General features: G+C 41.5%; 14 protein-coding genes and 2 pseudogenes. 1 reads left to right on the top strand and 15 read right to left on the bottom strand.

Annotation, left to right across the window (positions count from 1 at the left end):
- Nucleotides 1-297: 297 nt before the first annotated feature.
- From DHAF_RS04830 to DHAF_RS04790, 9 genes are all read right to left on the bottom strand, one after another.
- Nucleotides 298-1,581, bottom strand: a complete 1,284-nt coding sequence (locus DHAF_RS04830; RefSeq protein ID WP_015943123.1) for an IS110 family RNA-guided transposase — start codon at nucleotides 1,579-1,581, stop codon at nucleotides 298-300.
- Nucleotides 1,582-1,673: 92 nt separating this feature from the next.
- On the bottom strand, nucleotides 1,674-3,041 hold the full coding sequence (locus tag DHAF_RS04825; protein WP_015943122.1) for an FtsW/RodA/SpoVE family cell cycle protein: 1,368 nt from the start codon (nucleotides 3,039-3,041) through the stop codon (nucleotides 1,674-1,676).
- Entirely contained in the window at nucleotides 3,025-3,372 is a 348-nt protein-coding gene (locus DHAF_RS04820) for a PadR family transcriptional regulator (protein ID WP_015943121.1), read from the bottom strand. The genes DHAF_RS04825 and DHAF_RS04820 overlap by 17 nt, the downstream gene beginning before the upstream one ends.
- Before the next feature lie 76 nt (nucleotides 3,373-3,448).
- On the bottom strand, nucleotides 3,449-3,985 hold the full coding sequence (locus DHAF_RS04815; protein WP_018306497.1) for a GNAT family N-acetyltransferase: 537 nt from the start codon (nucleotides 3,983-3,985) through the stop codon (nucleotides 3,449-3,451).
- An 82-nt stretch (nucleotides 3,986-4,067) separates the two neighbouring features.
- Nucleotides 4,068-4,529: a GNAT family N-acetyltransferase gene (locus DHAF_RS04810; RefSeq protein ID WP_005808744.1), complete on the bottom strand. Its 462-nt coding sequence runs from the start codon at nucleotides 4,527-4,529 to the stop codon at nucleotides 4,068-4,070.
- A 150-nt stretch (nucleotides 4,530-4,679) separates the two neighbouring features.
- Complete coding sequence (locus DHAF_RS04805) at nucleotides 4,680-5,120, bottom strand: DUF4275 family protein (protein WP_005808743.1); 441 nt, start codon at nucleotides 5,118-5,120, stop codon at nucleotides 4,680-4,682.
- Between the two features lie 109 nt (nucleotides 5,121-5,229).
- Nucleotides 5,230-5,616 (bottom strand): nucleoside 2-deoxyribosyltransferase, encoded by a 387-nt coding sequence (locus DHAF_RS04800; RefSeq protein ID WP_005808741.1) that lies wholly within the window; start codon nucleotides 5,614-5,616, stop codon nucleotides 5,230-5,232.
- Nucleotides 5,617-5,675: 59 nt separating this feature from the next.
- Nucleotides 5,676-6,458 (bottom strand): aminoglycoside nucleotidyltransferase ANT(9), encoded by a 783-nt coding sequence (gene ant(9), locus DHAF_RS04795; RefSeq protein WP_015943119.1) that lies wholly within the window; start codon nucleotides 6,456-6,458, stop codon nucleotides 5,676-5,678.
- A gap of 109 nt (nucleotides 6,459-6,567) precedes the next feature.
- A complete protein-coding gene (locus DHAF_RS04790) occupies nucleotides 6,568-6,948 on the bottom strand; it encodes a stage III sporulation protein AH (protein WP_242659935.1) in 381 nt (126 codons plus the stop codon).
- A gap of 51 nt (nucleotides 6,949-6,999) precedes the next feature.
- Here DHAF_RS04790 and DHAF_RS04780 point away from each other — a divergent pair.
- Nucleotides 7,000-8,180 (top strand): IS3-like element ISDha7 family transposase gene (locus tag DHAF_RS04780; protein WP_085930657.1). Its coding sequence is split into 2 segments (ribosomal slippage): nucleotides 7,000-7,252 and nucleotides 7,252-8,180, totalling 1,182 coding nucleotides; the frame shifts between segments, so codons are not numbered across the junction.
- A gap of 258 nt (nucleotides 8,181-8,438) precedes the next feature.
- Here the strand turns inward: DHAF_RS04780 and DHAF_RS26020 are convergent.
- The 6 genes and pseudogenes from DHAF_RS26020 to DHAF_RS04755 form a co-directional block, all read right to left on the bottom strand.
- Nucleotides 8,439-8,546, bottom strand: a pseudogene (locus DHAF_RS26020) (TrmH family RNA methyltransferase); the annotation flags it as partial.
- A 540-nt stretch (nucleotides 8,547-9,086) separates the two neighbouring features.
- Nucleotides 9,087-9,284 (bottom strand): hypothetical protein, encoded by a 198-nt coding sequence (locus tag DHAF_RS04775; RefSeq protein ID WP_005807942.1) that lies wholly within the window; start codon nucleotides 9,282-9,284, stop codon nucleotides 9,087-9,089.
- Nucleotides 9,285-9,649: 365 nt separating this feature from the next.
- A complete protein-coding gene (locus tag DHAF_RS04770; RefSeq protein WP_005807940.1) occupies nucleotides 9,650-10,366 on the bottom strand; it encodes a hypothetical protein in 717 nt (238 codons plus the stop codon).
- 280 nt (nucleotides 10,367-10,646) lie between these two features.
- Nucleotides 10,647-11,053, bottom strand: a pseudogene (fosX, locus tag DHAF_RS26725) (FosX/FosE/FosI family fosfomycin resistance hydrolase).
- Nucleotides 11,037-11,783, bottom strand: a complete 747-nt coding sequence (locus tag DHAF_RS04760) for a hypothetical protein (RefSeq protein ID WP_005807934.1) — start codon at nucleotides 11,781-11,783, stop codon at nucleotides 11,037-11,039. The pseudogene fosX and the gene DHAF_RS04760 overlap by 17 nt, the downstream one beginning before the upstream one ends.
- A 636-nt stretch (nucleotides 11,784-12,419) precedes the next feature.
- Complete coding sequence (locus DHAF_RS04755) at nucleotides 12,420-13,937, bottom strand: glutamate synthase subunit beta (protein ID WP_015943115.1); 1,518 nt, start codon at nucleotides 13,935-13,937, stop codon at nucleotides 12,420-12,422.
- Between the last annotated feature and the right edge of the window lie 8 nt (nucleotides 13,938-13,945).

Raw genomic sequence — 13,945 nt, 5'->3', positions numbered from 1 at the left:
TATGGCAAAGCAAACGTCTGCTATTTGGCATATGTTGGCCGTTGTAAACCCATTATTCTCACGGTGGTAAACCTCCCATGTCTAACAGGGTCAAGATTATAAACCTGCCCTAAATTCCTTCGTTCCACCTATCCATGATTGGGTGTCAGTTATGCTCCTCAACCGAGTCCTTGCTCTAATGGAAATTTATGCGACTGACTACCAGCTCTTTTGTCTTGCTAGGTTACCTGGATTGTTCACTTCTGTGGTGACGCTAACCACAGACTGTTTTCTTTTATGGTTTCACTTCTCTTTCTATTACGCTGCTAAATACTCAACCGGACGATGAATGTCCATAATGAGCTTTTTCGGGTCGTAGTCTGTACCCTTTGTTAATATGGCGTAGAATACCCGGATCAGTTTACAGCTTAAGGCAATTAACGATTGTTTCTTCTTCAGAGGATTTTGGGTCCTGGTCGTATAGTAGTTGTGTATCTCTGCGAACTCTGCGTTTTTGGCGACGAGCGGCATCACCGCTTGAAATAGAATCGCCCTCAGCCGCGCTCGGCCTCGCTTGCTGATTGTGGTTTGCCCTTTGTGCTTACCTGAGCTACTCTCTCGCAAGGCCAACCCTGCGAGTTTTTGGATTTGCTTTGGAGAATTAAAGCGTTTAATATCCCCAACTTCAGAGAGAAAACCTGCCACGGTGACAAGGCCTACACCCTTGATTTCAAGCAGCTTGGCTACTTCGGGTATCTGGCGGCACAATCCATCGATGGTTTCAGTGACTGCCTGATATTGTGCCGTTTTAGTGTGATAGTCTTGGAGTAATAGCTGGATTTCCATTCGGGAACAAGACTCTCCTTCGGTGCAACCAATACTCTTCTGAGCAGCCTCATACAGGCTCTTAGCCCTTTTCATTCCGACTGCCCTCAATTTGTTGTCTCTCCAAATTCGGTTTATTCCTTCTACTCCAAGCCTCTCAATATCCCTAGGTAGCGGAGCGACTTGCAACACGAGCATACTACTCGTGGCATCAAACTTTCCAAACACAGTTTCATGCTCGGGAAAGTAGATCTTCAGCCATCGCTGAATACGATTTTTTATGCTGTTCATTTCCTTTTGTATACGCACCCTGCAAGTCACCGCTATTCGTAGTTCTGCATAGAGCCCCTCCGGTATATAGGGCTCATTGTATCTACCCTCGATGACCAGCTTAGCGATGGTTTTGGGATCCTTAGCATCCGTTTTGCTGGGGTGGTTGTCATCAAGCTCCTTACTACGCTTTACATGGAATGGGTTTACGAGTACTAACTTTATGTTTTGCTCTTTTAGGTATGATGCCAGGCCAAACCAGTAATGGCCGGTTGGCTCTGCCCCTACCACAATGCTGTCCTTTTGTGCTTGCCTTTTTATACGTTCAATCCATGCATAGAGATTCTTGAATCCTTCAGCGCTGTTCTCAAACTTGAATACCTTGCCCAGCTCGACTCCTCGCCAGTCAAAAGCCCTTGCGTAATGAAGCTCGCTGGCGATGTCCACTCCGATGACAATACTTCTTTCGGATAGTTGCTTTAGTTTCTCGTTTTGTGTAAAATTCATTTGGGATGACCTCCGTTATTTTGATTGGATTCTGTTGGCCAACAGTCCTTTCAAATTGTAACGTGAGGTCTTCTTTTTGACAAAGCTCATTTTTAACTACTACAGGAATGCTCCTCATATTGAATTAAGCGCCCTGCCTTTATTCCCGCTCCCCCAACCTTATCACTTACCAAACTGCCCGTACGGAATATTGACAGCAAAAATCCTATCAGACACGTATTAATCAGCAAAGCCCGCCCGCCATAAGAGATAAAAGGTAGTGACACAGGGTTAAATACTAAGAAACCCAAATTAAAAGCAATATATGTCAAAACCTGTATCGCAAATGTTAAAATAATCGCTAACGAAACAAGTTGGCCAAGGGCACTTTTTTGTCTCTTACTCATGAGCACAGCCCGGACAATAAAGACCGCGAAAATGACTAAAATACCGATCAATAACATCCAGCCAAACCTATGTGTCAAGTAAGTCAAAAGGAAGTTAGTATTTATTTCAGGTAAGATCTTTGCTATCGGATAGTATCCATAATCGCCTACAGGCAAGCCTTCTCCAAATAACTGCGAATGCGACAGCAGCTTTTGAACAAGAGTTGCCATATATCCAGCTCCTGTGGGGTCTGACGACGGATTCAATGCAGCTTGCAGTCTAATTCTAACGTACTCTTGATTTATCATCGTAAAAAACATAGTTGAATAAATGACCCCAGAGGGAAAATACACCATAAACAAAGCGTATAATTTTCTTACCCTAAACCATCCCTTGGCAACGGCAACTGTTAATATAATAAGGCAGGAAGTGCCAACCAGAAAAAGAACCGTTAAGTAATGCATAAACGATATTAAAATTATCGGGATAATTGCTAATGCACCGCAAAAAGCAAGCCCCCAATATCCCTCATTCCGCATCCTATACACAAGCCCGGCAAAAATGGTGGGAAACAGCAACAGCGGATAAATTGCAGTATTATATCCGGAAATCCCGCCACCGGAAAGCCAATAATCACCTAACGCTATAGCCATGAGCAGCCCATAAATAATCAATGAGTATTTCCCTATGATCGTAAAGTCCAGAAAATAAGCAGCCAAGAAAACAATCACAGCCAGTCCGGCCCAAGTAACCTGTCTGTAGAACCGTTCCATTCCATCATTGATATCCGTTCCTATAATGAACTGAATAGAGAGCCCCAAAATAATCAATAGAGCTGTCATAGCCAGCAGCGGCCAATCCGGCTGGGGCCTGTGCGTACGATCAAGCTGCTCACCAACCATTACCGGATCACCCATTTCTGCTATAGCCCTGATCGCAGCCGTTTCCTCATCAAGGCCGTCTCTTTGAAAAGCATCCTTTTGGTCAGCCAAATGGTTTTCGATTTCCTCTAAAACATAGGTTTGAGCCCTTTTCCAACGTATCTGTTGGCGGACAGTTTCCAAATAATCGGCAAATTTATTGGACTGTAGCAACGTCTACACCTCCCAAGACATTATTTACAGCAGAGGTATAAACTTTCCACTCTTTTGTTTTCTCATCCAAATACTTGCGTCCTGTTTTGGTAATACTGTAGTACTTGCGCACCCTCAGATTAGTCGTGCTTTTTTCGTAAGAAATGAGCATATTTTTTTGTTCCAAGCTATGGAGCAGCGGATACAATGTTCCTGCTTTTAACTCAAATATGTTCTGCGATTTTTTGCTTAGTTCTTCAATCATTTGATATCCATACATATCCGTTTCTTCCAGTAGTTTTAGGATAAGCATAGTGGTGCTCCCGGTTAACAGGCTTTTATCAATTGGCACAAGAACAGCCTCCTTATATAGATGATCTATATATGAGTATAGTATATCGATAATCTATATATGTCAATAAGCTAAACTATTTTAGCTTCTTTTTAAACCCCTTATATGCTTCCGGTCTATACCCTACAGATTCATAAAAATTACAGGCATCAATTCTATTCGCTTCAGTAACAAAAATTATCTGGTTACATTTCTCTGCTGCTCTTCTTTCAAGCTCTGATATCAGCGCCCTGCCAATTCCGCGATTTCTATGATCTTTATCAACGATCATATTTTCAAGAACCAAAAATGATTTACAATCCCCATACAATTCCTCGCAGATCACGCCCATAACAGAACCGACAAGCTGATTGTCTTCAACCGCACTGAGCAATAGGTGAGAACCATTTCCCTGAAATTTCTTAAACTGTATGTACATCGTATCAATAGAGGAGTCCTCACCCCAAAATTGTTTATACAATTGAGCCAGTTGTGGAATATCCTCTTTAATCATGTCACGCACTATCATTGAGATCCTCAGCCTTTCATAAAATATAGCTGCATTTATCAACAGAACATAGGAAGCCGGCACTAGTATGGTCTGTAATATAACGTTCTCAGAGTTCCCAAGCATCCTATACTATTCACATAGTCTAAGTTTCTAATCTGACGTCTCCTGCCGCCAAAACTAAAGCTTACGGTTGACATGCCCTCAATTAATTATGTACCTTATATGATAATTGAGGTATCATACGTCCTTTTTTAAGTAATGATTCAACTTCTCCAAGAGAATTAGCACCTAACTTTATATAGAAATCTTTTGCTTGCGGGCTTGTTACTATTACCAATTCATGAACTCCTAAGCTTTTACACGTAATGTTCACTAAATGATTCCATAATAATTTCCCATACCCCTTACCTATGCTTTGGGGTTCGATAAAGAAGTATTCTAAAGAACTATCTTTATCGTTTACTAACAGACCATAAAAACCAAACACACTACAATGATCCTCAATAACATAAGTCTCATTATGGCTTATAAACTCTTCTGTTACCTGATACATTGATTTGAACTTTTCCATATAATCAGAGTTATATCCCCAATAGGCCTCGGACTTATAAGCTATGTCCGATAATAATTGCCAATCACAAGCCGTAGCTCGACGAATATTTAACATTTCCCTCTTCCTTGCCTGAAAAAATTCCTATTCACGCAACCAATAATCATGCTCATAACCAATCGACAAATCGCTTCCCCAAGCATTTACTAAAACAGTTATCTAATACACAAGCACTTCTGACGGCGGCCCCTAGAGCCTCCACACAGTTTAGGTTTTGGTATCTTTACGACCAAAGTATGGTCCGCACAACAAGGTTTCATGTGTTTTCACATAAGTCCAGTTAAACTCTTTATCCACGACATAGATATCATATTCGTCCTCTAAATCCTCAGCATTCAATATATATGCATTCTCAAGAATTAAAGCATAATCTGTATGTTGCCAAAAAACATAACAAGAGCCTTTATGCTCATTATTAAAGGCTTTTTCAGCTTCTTCTCTTTTTAGACAAGCTCTTTTTTCATAGCTAAACAAATGCCATAAGTATCCACAAATCCCACTATTATTCCAGAGATAGATACTCTTTTTCTCTTCAACACTTAAATGATTAGCAAAATTATCTTCCCACTGTTTTCGCAGAAAAGCTCCCCATTTTGGAATTTCAGTTACTTTAATCTTTTTATTTTTAAGCACGTTTATAATTCCCATCTACTGCCTCTCTTTCTTATAACTTTTTTACACAATTGCTTGATCATTCCGGAAACAACAAACCACACGAAGGGCACTCCTGGCAATAAAGACTTGGCCTTGTTGTGTGTTATTTACTAAACATTGTTACCATATCTTCAAGTTCTTCATAAATAAGCACTTTCTTTGAAATTCCGAGCATTGTATTTGACATTTCAGAACCTTTTTTTGCAACTATGTACACTGGTATTCCTTTTGCATATGCGTATCCCGACTCTATTCCTAAACCGACACCTTTTTCGGTTACATCAATTACAACTACATTGCTTGAATCGATTTCTTTGAAAGTTGCTTCCATTAGTTCGTTTGGAGCAAGCGTCACTGAACCCCATTTTTCTTTGTCACGGATTATGCAACTAGTCTCATACCCCGCATCTTCAAGAATCGAAGCTATCTTTTCGATTGTAACCCTATTTCTGCAGTCATGATGATACTTAATTCCAATATATGCTTTCATAAGTCAACTCCAAATAATAGGTATTGTTTTAGAAGGTGCCCGACTCTCTATGAGCATGCTCAGCTACCAAGACCAGACTCTATCGACAGCTTCATATGACCAACCAGTTCTATAATCTCATGCTCTCGTCCTTCCCAACTATCATTGCCTTCTCCACGATAGGCTCTTCGGGCTAAATCAAGCAGAGCCGCTTGTTCTTTTGGTAGCCGGGGTATAGCCCATGTAGCAGCTGCATCTTTAGAAGAAATTTCACCAACTGTCACTGTCAGCCACATTCGTGCAAGAGTCAGGATTACATTACGCTCATCACCCTTAATACCCTCCATTAATCCAGGCATCGACTCCTTAATTGCTCTGCGAATATCTTTCATCGGTACGAGATCGAGCATGTCTGAAGCATCAGGCCCCACCAATGAAATACTATTTTCTCTTATTTGCTTCAGCACGATAGCCAAATCAGGATCATAAGCCGGTTCTGGGATTTGTCCTCCCTCATACTGCTCCCTGAGCCACTCACCATAGATAAATTCATTTTTGGGAGGGTATCGCCAAGGTACAACATCAGTTTTGTTTATAATCGTAACTTCAAGAGGTCGGATAGAATCAGTATTTCCTATCTTACCAGAGACCTCCATCAATCTGGTGACGAGGTCTTTTCGAGTTTCTGCGGGTAGTCTCCGGTTAACAACCACGAGAACATCCACATCACTGTTTACTTGCAAGCCGCCAACAACCACTGAACCAAAGAGATATACTCCTACTACTGCACTACCGAGCAGCTCCTGTACAATCTTGAGGGCTTGAGTTGCTTCTAACGGTATTGTTTTGCTCTCTGTACTCATCTACTATAAATCCTTTCATCTATCCCTCGAATCGGAGGCATTGAAAACAACTATCAGGCACTACTTATAACGTCCATGGCTTTGCTGCCACGGGCAGCCATCCCTTTGACTATTTCTGCTTTATTTTTATATTCCTAATTCCTAAAATCTCCTCAAGCTCTTCCTTTTCTTCAGTAACGAAATAGCTTTCTGATTCATGGGATGTATTAACGAGCCAAAGATTATTCCCTTTCATAAAGGATAAATCTTCTGGCAGATCAGGTTGCACCCATGAGTATAAAGAATTGGAAACCTCTTTTAATATTTTCTTTGCGTGGTTATCGGTTTTGAAATAACATACTATGGCAGGTTCTCCACCACCTAATATGGTTCCTGGCCATTCAAACTGTTCTCTAATTGCAATAAGTGAATCGGATAAACGGCTCAAGACTAACTTAGCTTGAAAAGATAGAAAAAGGTCTTTTCTCACCACTAAAATAAACTGACCCATACCCGGTTTGTCGGACACAGGAGAGTTAGGGTAAAATAAGACCTGTGGAGGATGATAAACGTGTCAAAAAACGGGAAACGGTATAATCAAGAATTCAAACATGACATTATACGCTTAATCACTGAAGAAAACCGTTCAGTTTCAAGTGTGGTTCAAGATTTTGGGGTCAATGAGCAAACTGTGCGCAACTGGCTTAAGCAAACCAAAGAGAGGCAAGATCCTATCAAGACCAAGATAGCCGAGCTTGAAGCTGAGCTTAAAGCAAGGGATAAAAAGATTGCCGATCAGGAGTTAACGATAGATATCTTAAAAAAGGCTACCGCCATCTTCGCCCAAAGCAACCGGAAATAATCTATCAGATGATTAAAAAAGCCAGCAGCTCCAGCTGCCCGGTTGAGAAGATGTGCGAAACCTTAGAGGTATCTCGGAGCGGTTATTATGATTGGGATAGGCGTGAACCCAGCAAGCGTCAAAAAGAGAACGAAACGATTCTTAAGGTGATGAAGGAAAGCCATACCAAGGCTCAGGCAATGATTGGTCTGGATAAACTTTGGAGCGATGTCAAAGAGGCAGGGTTTCAATGCGGTAGAAACCGGGTTTACCGATTACAAAAGCAACATGGACTATACAGTGTTCGAAAGAAGCCCTATCGCGTCTGTCTCACCGACTCGAATCATGATTTGCCCAAAGCCCCGAATCTCTTAAACCAAAAATTTAAGGTTGAGCACCCGAATAAAGTCTGGGTCACGGATATCACAGAATTTAAAACAGCTAAAGGAAGCAAGCTGTATCTGGCTGCCATCAAGGACTTATTTCATAAAGAAATTGTGGGTTGGGCTTTGGCTGAACACATGAGGACTGAGCTCTGTTTGGAAGCCTTAAGGAACGCTGTCAAGCGTCATAGACCGCTCAAAGGGTTGATTCATCATTCGGATCAAGGGCGGCAATACTGCAGCACCGTCTATGTCGAAGAATTAAAGCACTGGGGAATGATACGAAGTATGAGCAGAAAGGGCAACCCCTTTGATAATGCCTGCGCAGAGTCTTTTTTCAGCACCATTAAATCAGAAAGGCTCCATCACAAAACATACAAAGACATCGAGGAAGCAAGGCGGGATATCTTTTGGTACATCGAATGTTTTTATAATCGACAACGGAGGCATCAAGCGTTAGGGAATCTGACACCGGCAGCTTTTTTAAAGAAGCACTGTGAGACCCAAAAGGCTGCTTAGGGTCAACTTGGTAGGCGCCTGTCAAGGGGCGGTGTCAGCCGAGACGAAGTCCTTGCCCTTGATAGGCCAACTAGCTAAGACCCTTATGTCTCAGAACAGTTTAAAGACTGTTCTGCTGCCACCCGGCGAGGGCGGGGTTTCAGGGGCTGGCCCCTGAGAGAGCAGCTTGGAGCATTTACTTAAGATGAAAAAAGAAGCAATCCTGCGATTCTGGGAGAATCCCTAACTCTAGAATGTCCGTTTTATCGAGAAAAGGTCAATTCCTATCTCCGGCTCCAACCGGTTGCGCAGCTGCGTTTCCGTCAGGCGAGCAAAGACATCCAAATTGGGCAATGAAAAATCGCTTATCTCAATGATATTTGACATCTTATCTCCTTATGTTCGAGGTTAGTGAAACATATAAACCTTGATTTTTTTGCAATATAAAATCCTTTTTTACCGTAAGTAAGAATTACACCACCATCAATATACTATACTATTAACTACACTATATTGCATATAAGACACATCTTTCTACCACTACGAAATAATAATCTACAAGTACGAATTTAAGTTCTCGTCTATATCCCGCCATGGACGGCGGGCGGTCTTGAAGGAAATGTCATATAACGTTCTGGGCATTCCCGACGCATCCTAACCACATACATCGTCCTCTAAGTGTCGGGAACCTGCCGTTATAAGAAGTGGCGCGCTCCAGAGCCCTACTTAATCCTTTAGAAATCCGAATGAATGAATCCAAGAAATTCTTTACCAAAATCGGTGATATATAGTATGGTTAATCCCTCTTTTCCCAAGTCGTTGTATGTGTTTCCTATATTTTTTTAATCTATCAACAGAGATTTTGATATTAGGTCACATATATAAAATTCATACTTACCTTCCATTTCAATCGTTGTCAACTCCTGCTCATATTGACGAATTCTTTGCTTTATTCTTTTTCATAAATGGACTCAATAAACTATTAGTAAAATCTTTTAACCTTTTCTGTGCAATTCTACCTCTAATCTCAAAAAGAACCTCATTTAGTGCCTCACCGACATGAGGAATAGCCGCTATACCGGATTTTAACACACCGATTAATAGCTCTCTTTTATTGTTGTCCATAAAGTAATAACTCCTTTACAGCTAGTAAAAACCTACCCGAAATAAGAGCCACATATGCATCATTTCTTATAACGGATGTGAATTCCCGACGTTCTCCCGCCTTAGATAGCTCTTATCTTAGGCGGGAGGATGTGGTGCCTGAACCTGCCCCAAATTCCCTCATCTAGCACCCTTGCGGGAATTCTGGGTTATCTGACGCTATGCCCCCATATGTAACTTAAAATAATCAACTTTCTTCATTACCTATTATCGATAGCCATCCGGTCGGTGATTTAGCTTAGAAAGATTTACTATTTTCTTCCCATTGTTCTACTTAGTGAAATTGAAAAGTATACTCCCCCGGAAAAGGCATCGTTGCCTCCGGATTATTTTACTATTCTAACGAACTTTTCTTGCTCAGTGTCATATTGATATATTTCAACAGTTTGCTCGACCTTATCTGGCTTATCTATTTTGTTATATAATTCTTCGGTTATAGAATAAACCAACGTTTGATTGTCCATTGTCAGATTTATACTTCCTATTGTTCTGTAATCGGGGACTTGTCCCCCAAACATAAACTTCTCAGCTATTCCAGACCAGATTTCTGAATAGCCTTTACTTGTATATCCAATGACATGAAATGAGTTTTCTTGAACACCAGTTCCTCCATGACCTGAAATGAATGCCAGTAACTGTTTTCCTCCACCATATACTTGCATACCATAGACTGGTTCACTTTTCGAGTAAACTTCTACGTATTTACCTTGCCTAAATTCATAAAGTATAAAATAGCCATTCACTCTATCAATTGATACAAATGCGGCGACTTGACTTTTATCAGACTCTTTTAAGTTAACCAGTATGAAAGTAATATCCTCTTGCTTTATGGATGTTGTTGCGCTATTAAATTTCTGCTGAAGTGATTGATATAGCCAATCTGGTACTATTTCATTCGTGAATTGTTTAACACCAGAATTCATTGAAGAATTTAGTATTTGTACATCTTTGTTGTTGTCTTCTGGAAGTTTCGTTGTATCATTCCCACAACCTGTTAACGGAAGGATTACTATTATGATGGCTAGAAATACAATCTTTCTCATTATATTCAACCTCTCAAAATCGGCAATGACCAAGAATCGTTGTCAGTTGCCATGGATGGCAGCCCTTTAATCATTGAACCACTCTGCCACAAAATAAAGAATATGTAATAAAAGCACAATAATCAGGAATATTGAGTATAAAATCCGGAGAATCCGGGTGACAGAGCCGCTGATATTCTTTCCAGTCTTCAGATGTAACTTCTAAATCTATTTCTCCCCAGCGCATTTGAAATAATTCTGTCAAAGCAATTTTTGCGGCCCATGGAGCGCTGCGCCTTGGTTATCTCACAGAGCCGTATCTAACCAATCTATCCGCAAGTGTGCCGGTGTGTAGTTCAAATAGATGACCGTCGTAATCATAAAATATATTGATCGACCTTCTCCCTTAACCCTTGGTCTAGAATTCATTATTTCTAATTCTGAAGCTCTGATCCTTGCTTCATGTATATCGAATTCACCATCGTCTATTTTGAAGGCAACCTGATTATATGTCCGCTCCGCTAAAGATTCACCTTCCATTATTGCTATCCATTGATCATTAATTAAAAAGTACTTTTCCCTTGATATTGAAAACATCTCTTCATCGCTAGAATATACCTCCTGAGCGTCAAATATATATCGAAAAAATTCAGATGAGCGTTCTCAGTCTTTAACTATGAAAGTTAAATGGCTAATGCCTTCTATCATATTCAACCTCCATTCTCATCTCGTCTATTATTTTCTTTAATCCGTTAGTGATCAGAAACTCACTATAATTAGTGTAAATTACTTCATATTTGTCAATTCTCTTTTCTAAACTGAATCTCTTTAGGTCTGGTATGGATATATATACCGTTTTAATCTCCTCATTCCAAAATTTCAAATATGATTGCATGTTTGGATTAGAAGAATATTGCTTTGGAACGTGCACTGGTACTTTAGTGAGTAAATCAAAAAGCCCCTTACTTAATATAATTTTATTTACCTCATCGTAACCCTTGTCTATTTTAAGAAACTCAACTACCGATCCAGACCAAATTAATGAAAAATAGGTTGCATACTTTTGACTATAAATATACAACTTCTTTTCAAATTCGCCTGGACCTAAAAGTTTAATCCCGGATGATAAAGTGCCTAATGCTGCCGCTATGATATTTCCAATTATAGTAATGGAACTAACCCTTTTGTCTTTACTAACAATCTTTCTCAATGACTCAGTATTACTGAATTCTTCAATAGGTGTCGACAGGAACAAATTCATTTTTCTAAATGCTTTATGTTCTTTAGATAAACAATAGTCAATAGCTTTTAAAAATCCTGTTTCACTATTCCAAGGAGCATAATCCAAAGGCTCGTCAATCACAATGCTTCCATTTATATCAATTGCCCTTAAATAATCATGTGCTATTTCAATTCCTAGATACATTTTCTTAAACATATATGACCCCCTAGTTGAGCATGCATGATAGTTTCTCCTAACACTTTTTTACCACAACATCAATGCAATTGGACCGATAGGTCTTTCTTAATTCCCGACTTGTCTAAGGCATTCTTAAAGATTACCTGGTCCGTCCGCTCTGATATGTGAGTTCCGGATCTTCCCCGCTAAATAGCCACTTCTTGGGTTTATAGTAGGTAATGTATTCATTCAAGACCTCTATTGCTGTATCGGAAAGCAGACTATACCTATCTTTTTCCCCTTGCCCTGTTTGATGCGGACTAATTTCCTATCTGGATGTAAATCATTTAATGTTAGCGTAACAACCTCACAACCCTTAATCCCGAGGAGTATGTGATTATCCGAATAGACCTATTATAACTTTATTCTCCACAAACTACCTATTTCCTCTTAATTTTCCTAAATCTTACACAGCACCTGCAAAAACTACACCAACATATACATATCTACTTTCTTCCATACACCAAAGGTGCATTTCACTTCACACAAATACACCAAGAACAAAATAATCCAAAATAACAAAGGGACGATTCATCGACAGCACCCTGTCCAATGAATCGTCCCTTTAATTTACTCCACATTTCCTACCTATTTCACACACCTCTTACCTACCCATTACCTAATCCCGCTCCTTCCCATCAAATACTTATCCACCTCACGGGCGGCCAGCTTCCCTTCCTGGAGAGCCGAGACCACCAGGCTCTGCCCTCTTCGGGCATCTCCTGCAGCAAAAACCTTTTCCACATTGGTTTCAAACTCTTCATACACCGCTTTAAGGTTGCTGCGCTCATCCCGCTCAAGATTCAGCTCATTGGGTATAGCATCTTCCGGGCCGAGGAAACCCATGGCCAAAAGGACCAAATCTGCTTCCCATACTTTCTCGCTGCCGGGCACTTCCTGGGGAACCATTCTTCCTGAGGAATCTTTAATCCAGTGGACTTCTACGGTATGAACTTCCTTAACCTCACCTTGCTCGTTGCCCACGATCTTTTTCGTATTGATAAGGTAATGACGGGGATCTTTTCCGTAGAGACTGATGGCTTCTTCCTGACCGTAGTCAACTTTAAGCTTTTTGGGCCACTCCGGCCAGGGATTGGTGGCCTCGATTCGTTTGGCAGGGGGCTCGGGCATAATCTCGAATTGGTGGACGCTTTTGCAACCATGACGGATGGAGGTCGCGACACAATCCGTTCCCGTGTCTCCACCGCCGATGATGATAACGTTTTTTCCTTGGGCACTGATCCAGCCGCCCTCCTGGCCATCTTTCTCAGCCATGGTTTCCAAGCCTTCAAAATTGGAGTCCAGCAGGCTTTTGGTGTTGGCCTTCAGGAAATCCACCGCATAGTGGACCCCTTTCAGATCACGGCCTTCCACGTTGAGCCCCCTGGCCTTGGTGGCACCGATGCAAAGAACCACCGCATCATATTGATTCACCAGATCCTGAGCTGGAACATCCCTGCCCACCTCGGTATTAAGGACAAAGTGGATACCGGATTCCTTCATTAAGTTTATGCGCCGCTCCACCACGTTTTTCTCCAGCTTCATGTTGGGAATGCCGTACATGAGGAGTCCGCCGGGGCGGTCGGCCCGCTCATACACCGTGACCTCATGGCCCACGGCATTGAGATAATTCGCTGCCGATAGTCCCGCGGGGCCGGAACCCACCACCGCCACCCTTTTACCGGTGACTTTCCCTTTTTTGGGCTTTACCCATCCTTCGGCAAAGGCCTTCTCGATGATTTCATACTCTATACAGTTGATAGTTACCGGCTCCATAATATAGCCTTCGGTGCAGGCTCCTTCACAGGGCGCAGGGCAAACCCGGGATGTGAATTCCGAGAAGGGACTGGTACGGCTTAAACGCCGATAAGCTTCTTCCCATTGCCCTTTATAAATCAGTTCATTCCAGTCCGGAATCAAATTATGCAGCGGGCAGCCCGAAACCATGCCATTGAGCACGACCCCCCCATTGCAGAAGGGAACGCCACAATTCATACAGCGGGCACCCTGGGTCTTAATCACCTCAGGGTCTCTGGGCAGCTTAATCTCCCGCCAGTCCTGAATACGCTCCTCAGGAGCACGCTTCTTTGGGTCAATTCTCTGATACTCTAAAAAACCTGTTGCTTTTCCCATGTTTGTCC

Source organism: Desulfitobacterium hafniense DCB-2, assembly GCF_000021925.1.
In the GTDB taxonomy this organism is placed as follows: domain Bacteria; phylum Bacillota; class Desulfitobacteriia; order Desulfitobacteriales; family Desulfitobacteriaceae; genus Desulfitobacterium; species Desulfitobacterium hafniense.
Note: the sequence above shows the minus strand (reverse complement) of the source record. Positions and strands in the feature narration are given on the sequence as shown.

What these genes read in the sequence shown, in the direction of transcription:
- DHAF_RS04830 (WP_015943123.1), bottom strand. Translation starts at nt 1,581, where the DNA reads ATGAATTTTACACAAAACGAGAAACTAAAGCAACTATCCGAAAGAAGT.
- DHAF_RS04815 (WP_018306497.1), bottom strand. Translation starts at nt 3,985, where the DNA reads ATGCTTGGGAACTCTGAGAACGTTATATTACAGACCATACTAGTGCCG.
- DHAF_RS04810 (WP_005808744.1), bottom strand. Translation starts at nt 4,529, where the DNA reads ATGTTAAATATTCGTCGAGCTACGGCTTGTGATTGGCAATTATTATCG.
- DHAF_RS04805 (WP_005808743.1), bottom strand. Translation starts at nt 5,120, where the DNA reads ATGGGAATTATAAACGTGCTTAAAAATAAAAAGATTAAAGTAACTGAA.
- DHAF_RS04800 (WP_005808741.1), bottom strand. Translation starts at nt 5,616, where the DNA reads ATGAAAGCATATATTGGAATTAAGTATCATCATGACTGCAGAAATAGG.
- DHAF_RS04790 (WP_242659935.1), bottom strand. Translation starts at nt 6,948, where the DNA reads ATGGGTCAGTTTATTTTAGTGGTGAGAAAAGACCTTTTTCTATCTTTT.
- DHAF_RS04775 (WP_005807942.1), bottom strand. Translation starts at nt 9,284, where the DNA reads ATGGACAACAATAAAAGAGAGCTATTAATCGGTGTGTTAAAATCCGGT.
- DHAF_RS04770 (WP_005807940.1), bottom strand. Translation starts at nt 10,366, where the DNA reads ATGAGAAAGATTGTATTTCTAGCCATCATAATAGTAATCCTTCCGTTA.
- DHAF_RS04760 (WP_005807934.1), bottom strand. Translation starts at nt 11,783, where the DNA reads ATGTTTAAGAAAATGTATCTAGGAATTGAAATAGCACATGATTATTTA.
- DHAF_RS04755 (WP_015943115.1), bottom strand. Translation starts at nt 13,937, where the DNA reads ATGGGAAAAGCAACAGGTTTTTTAGAGTATCAGAGAATTGACCCAAAG.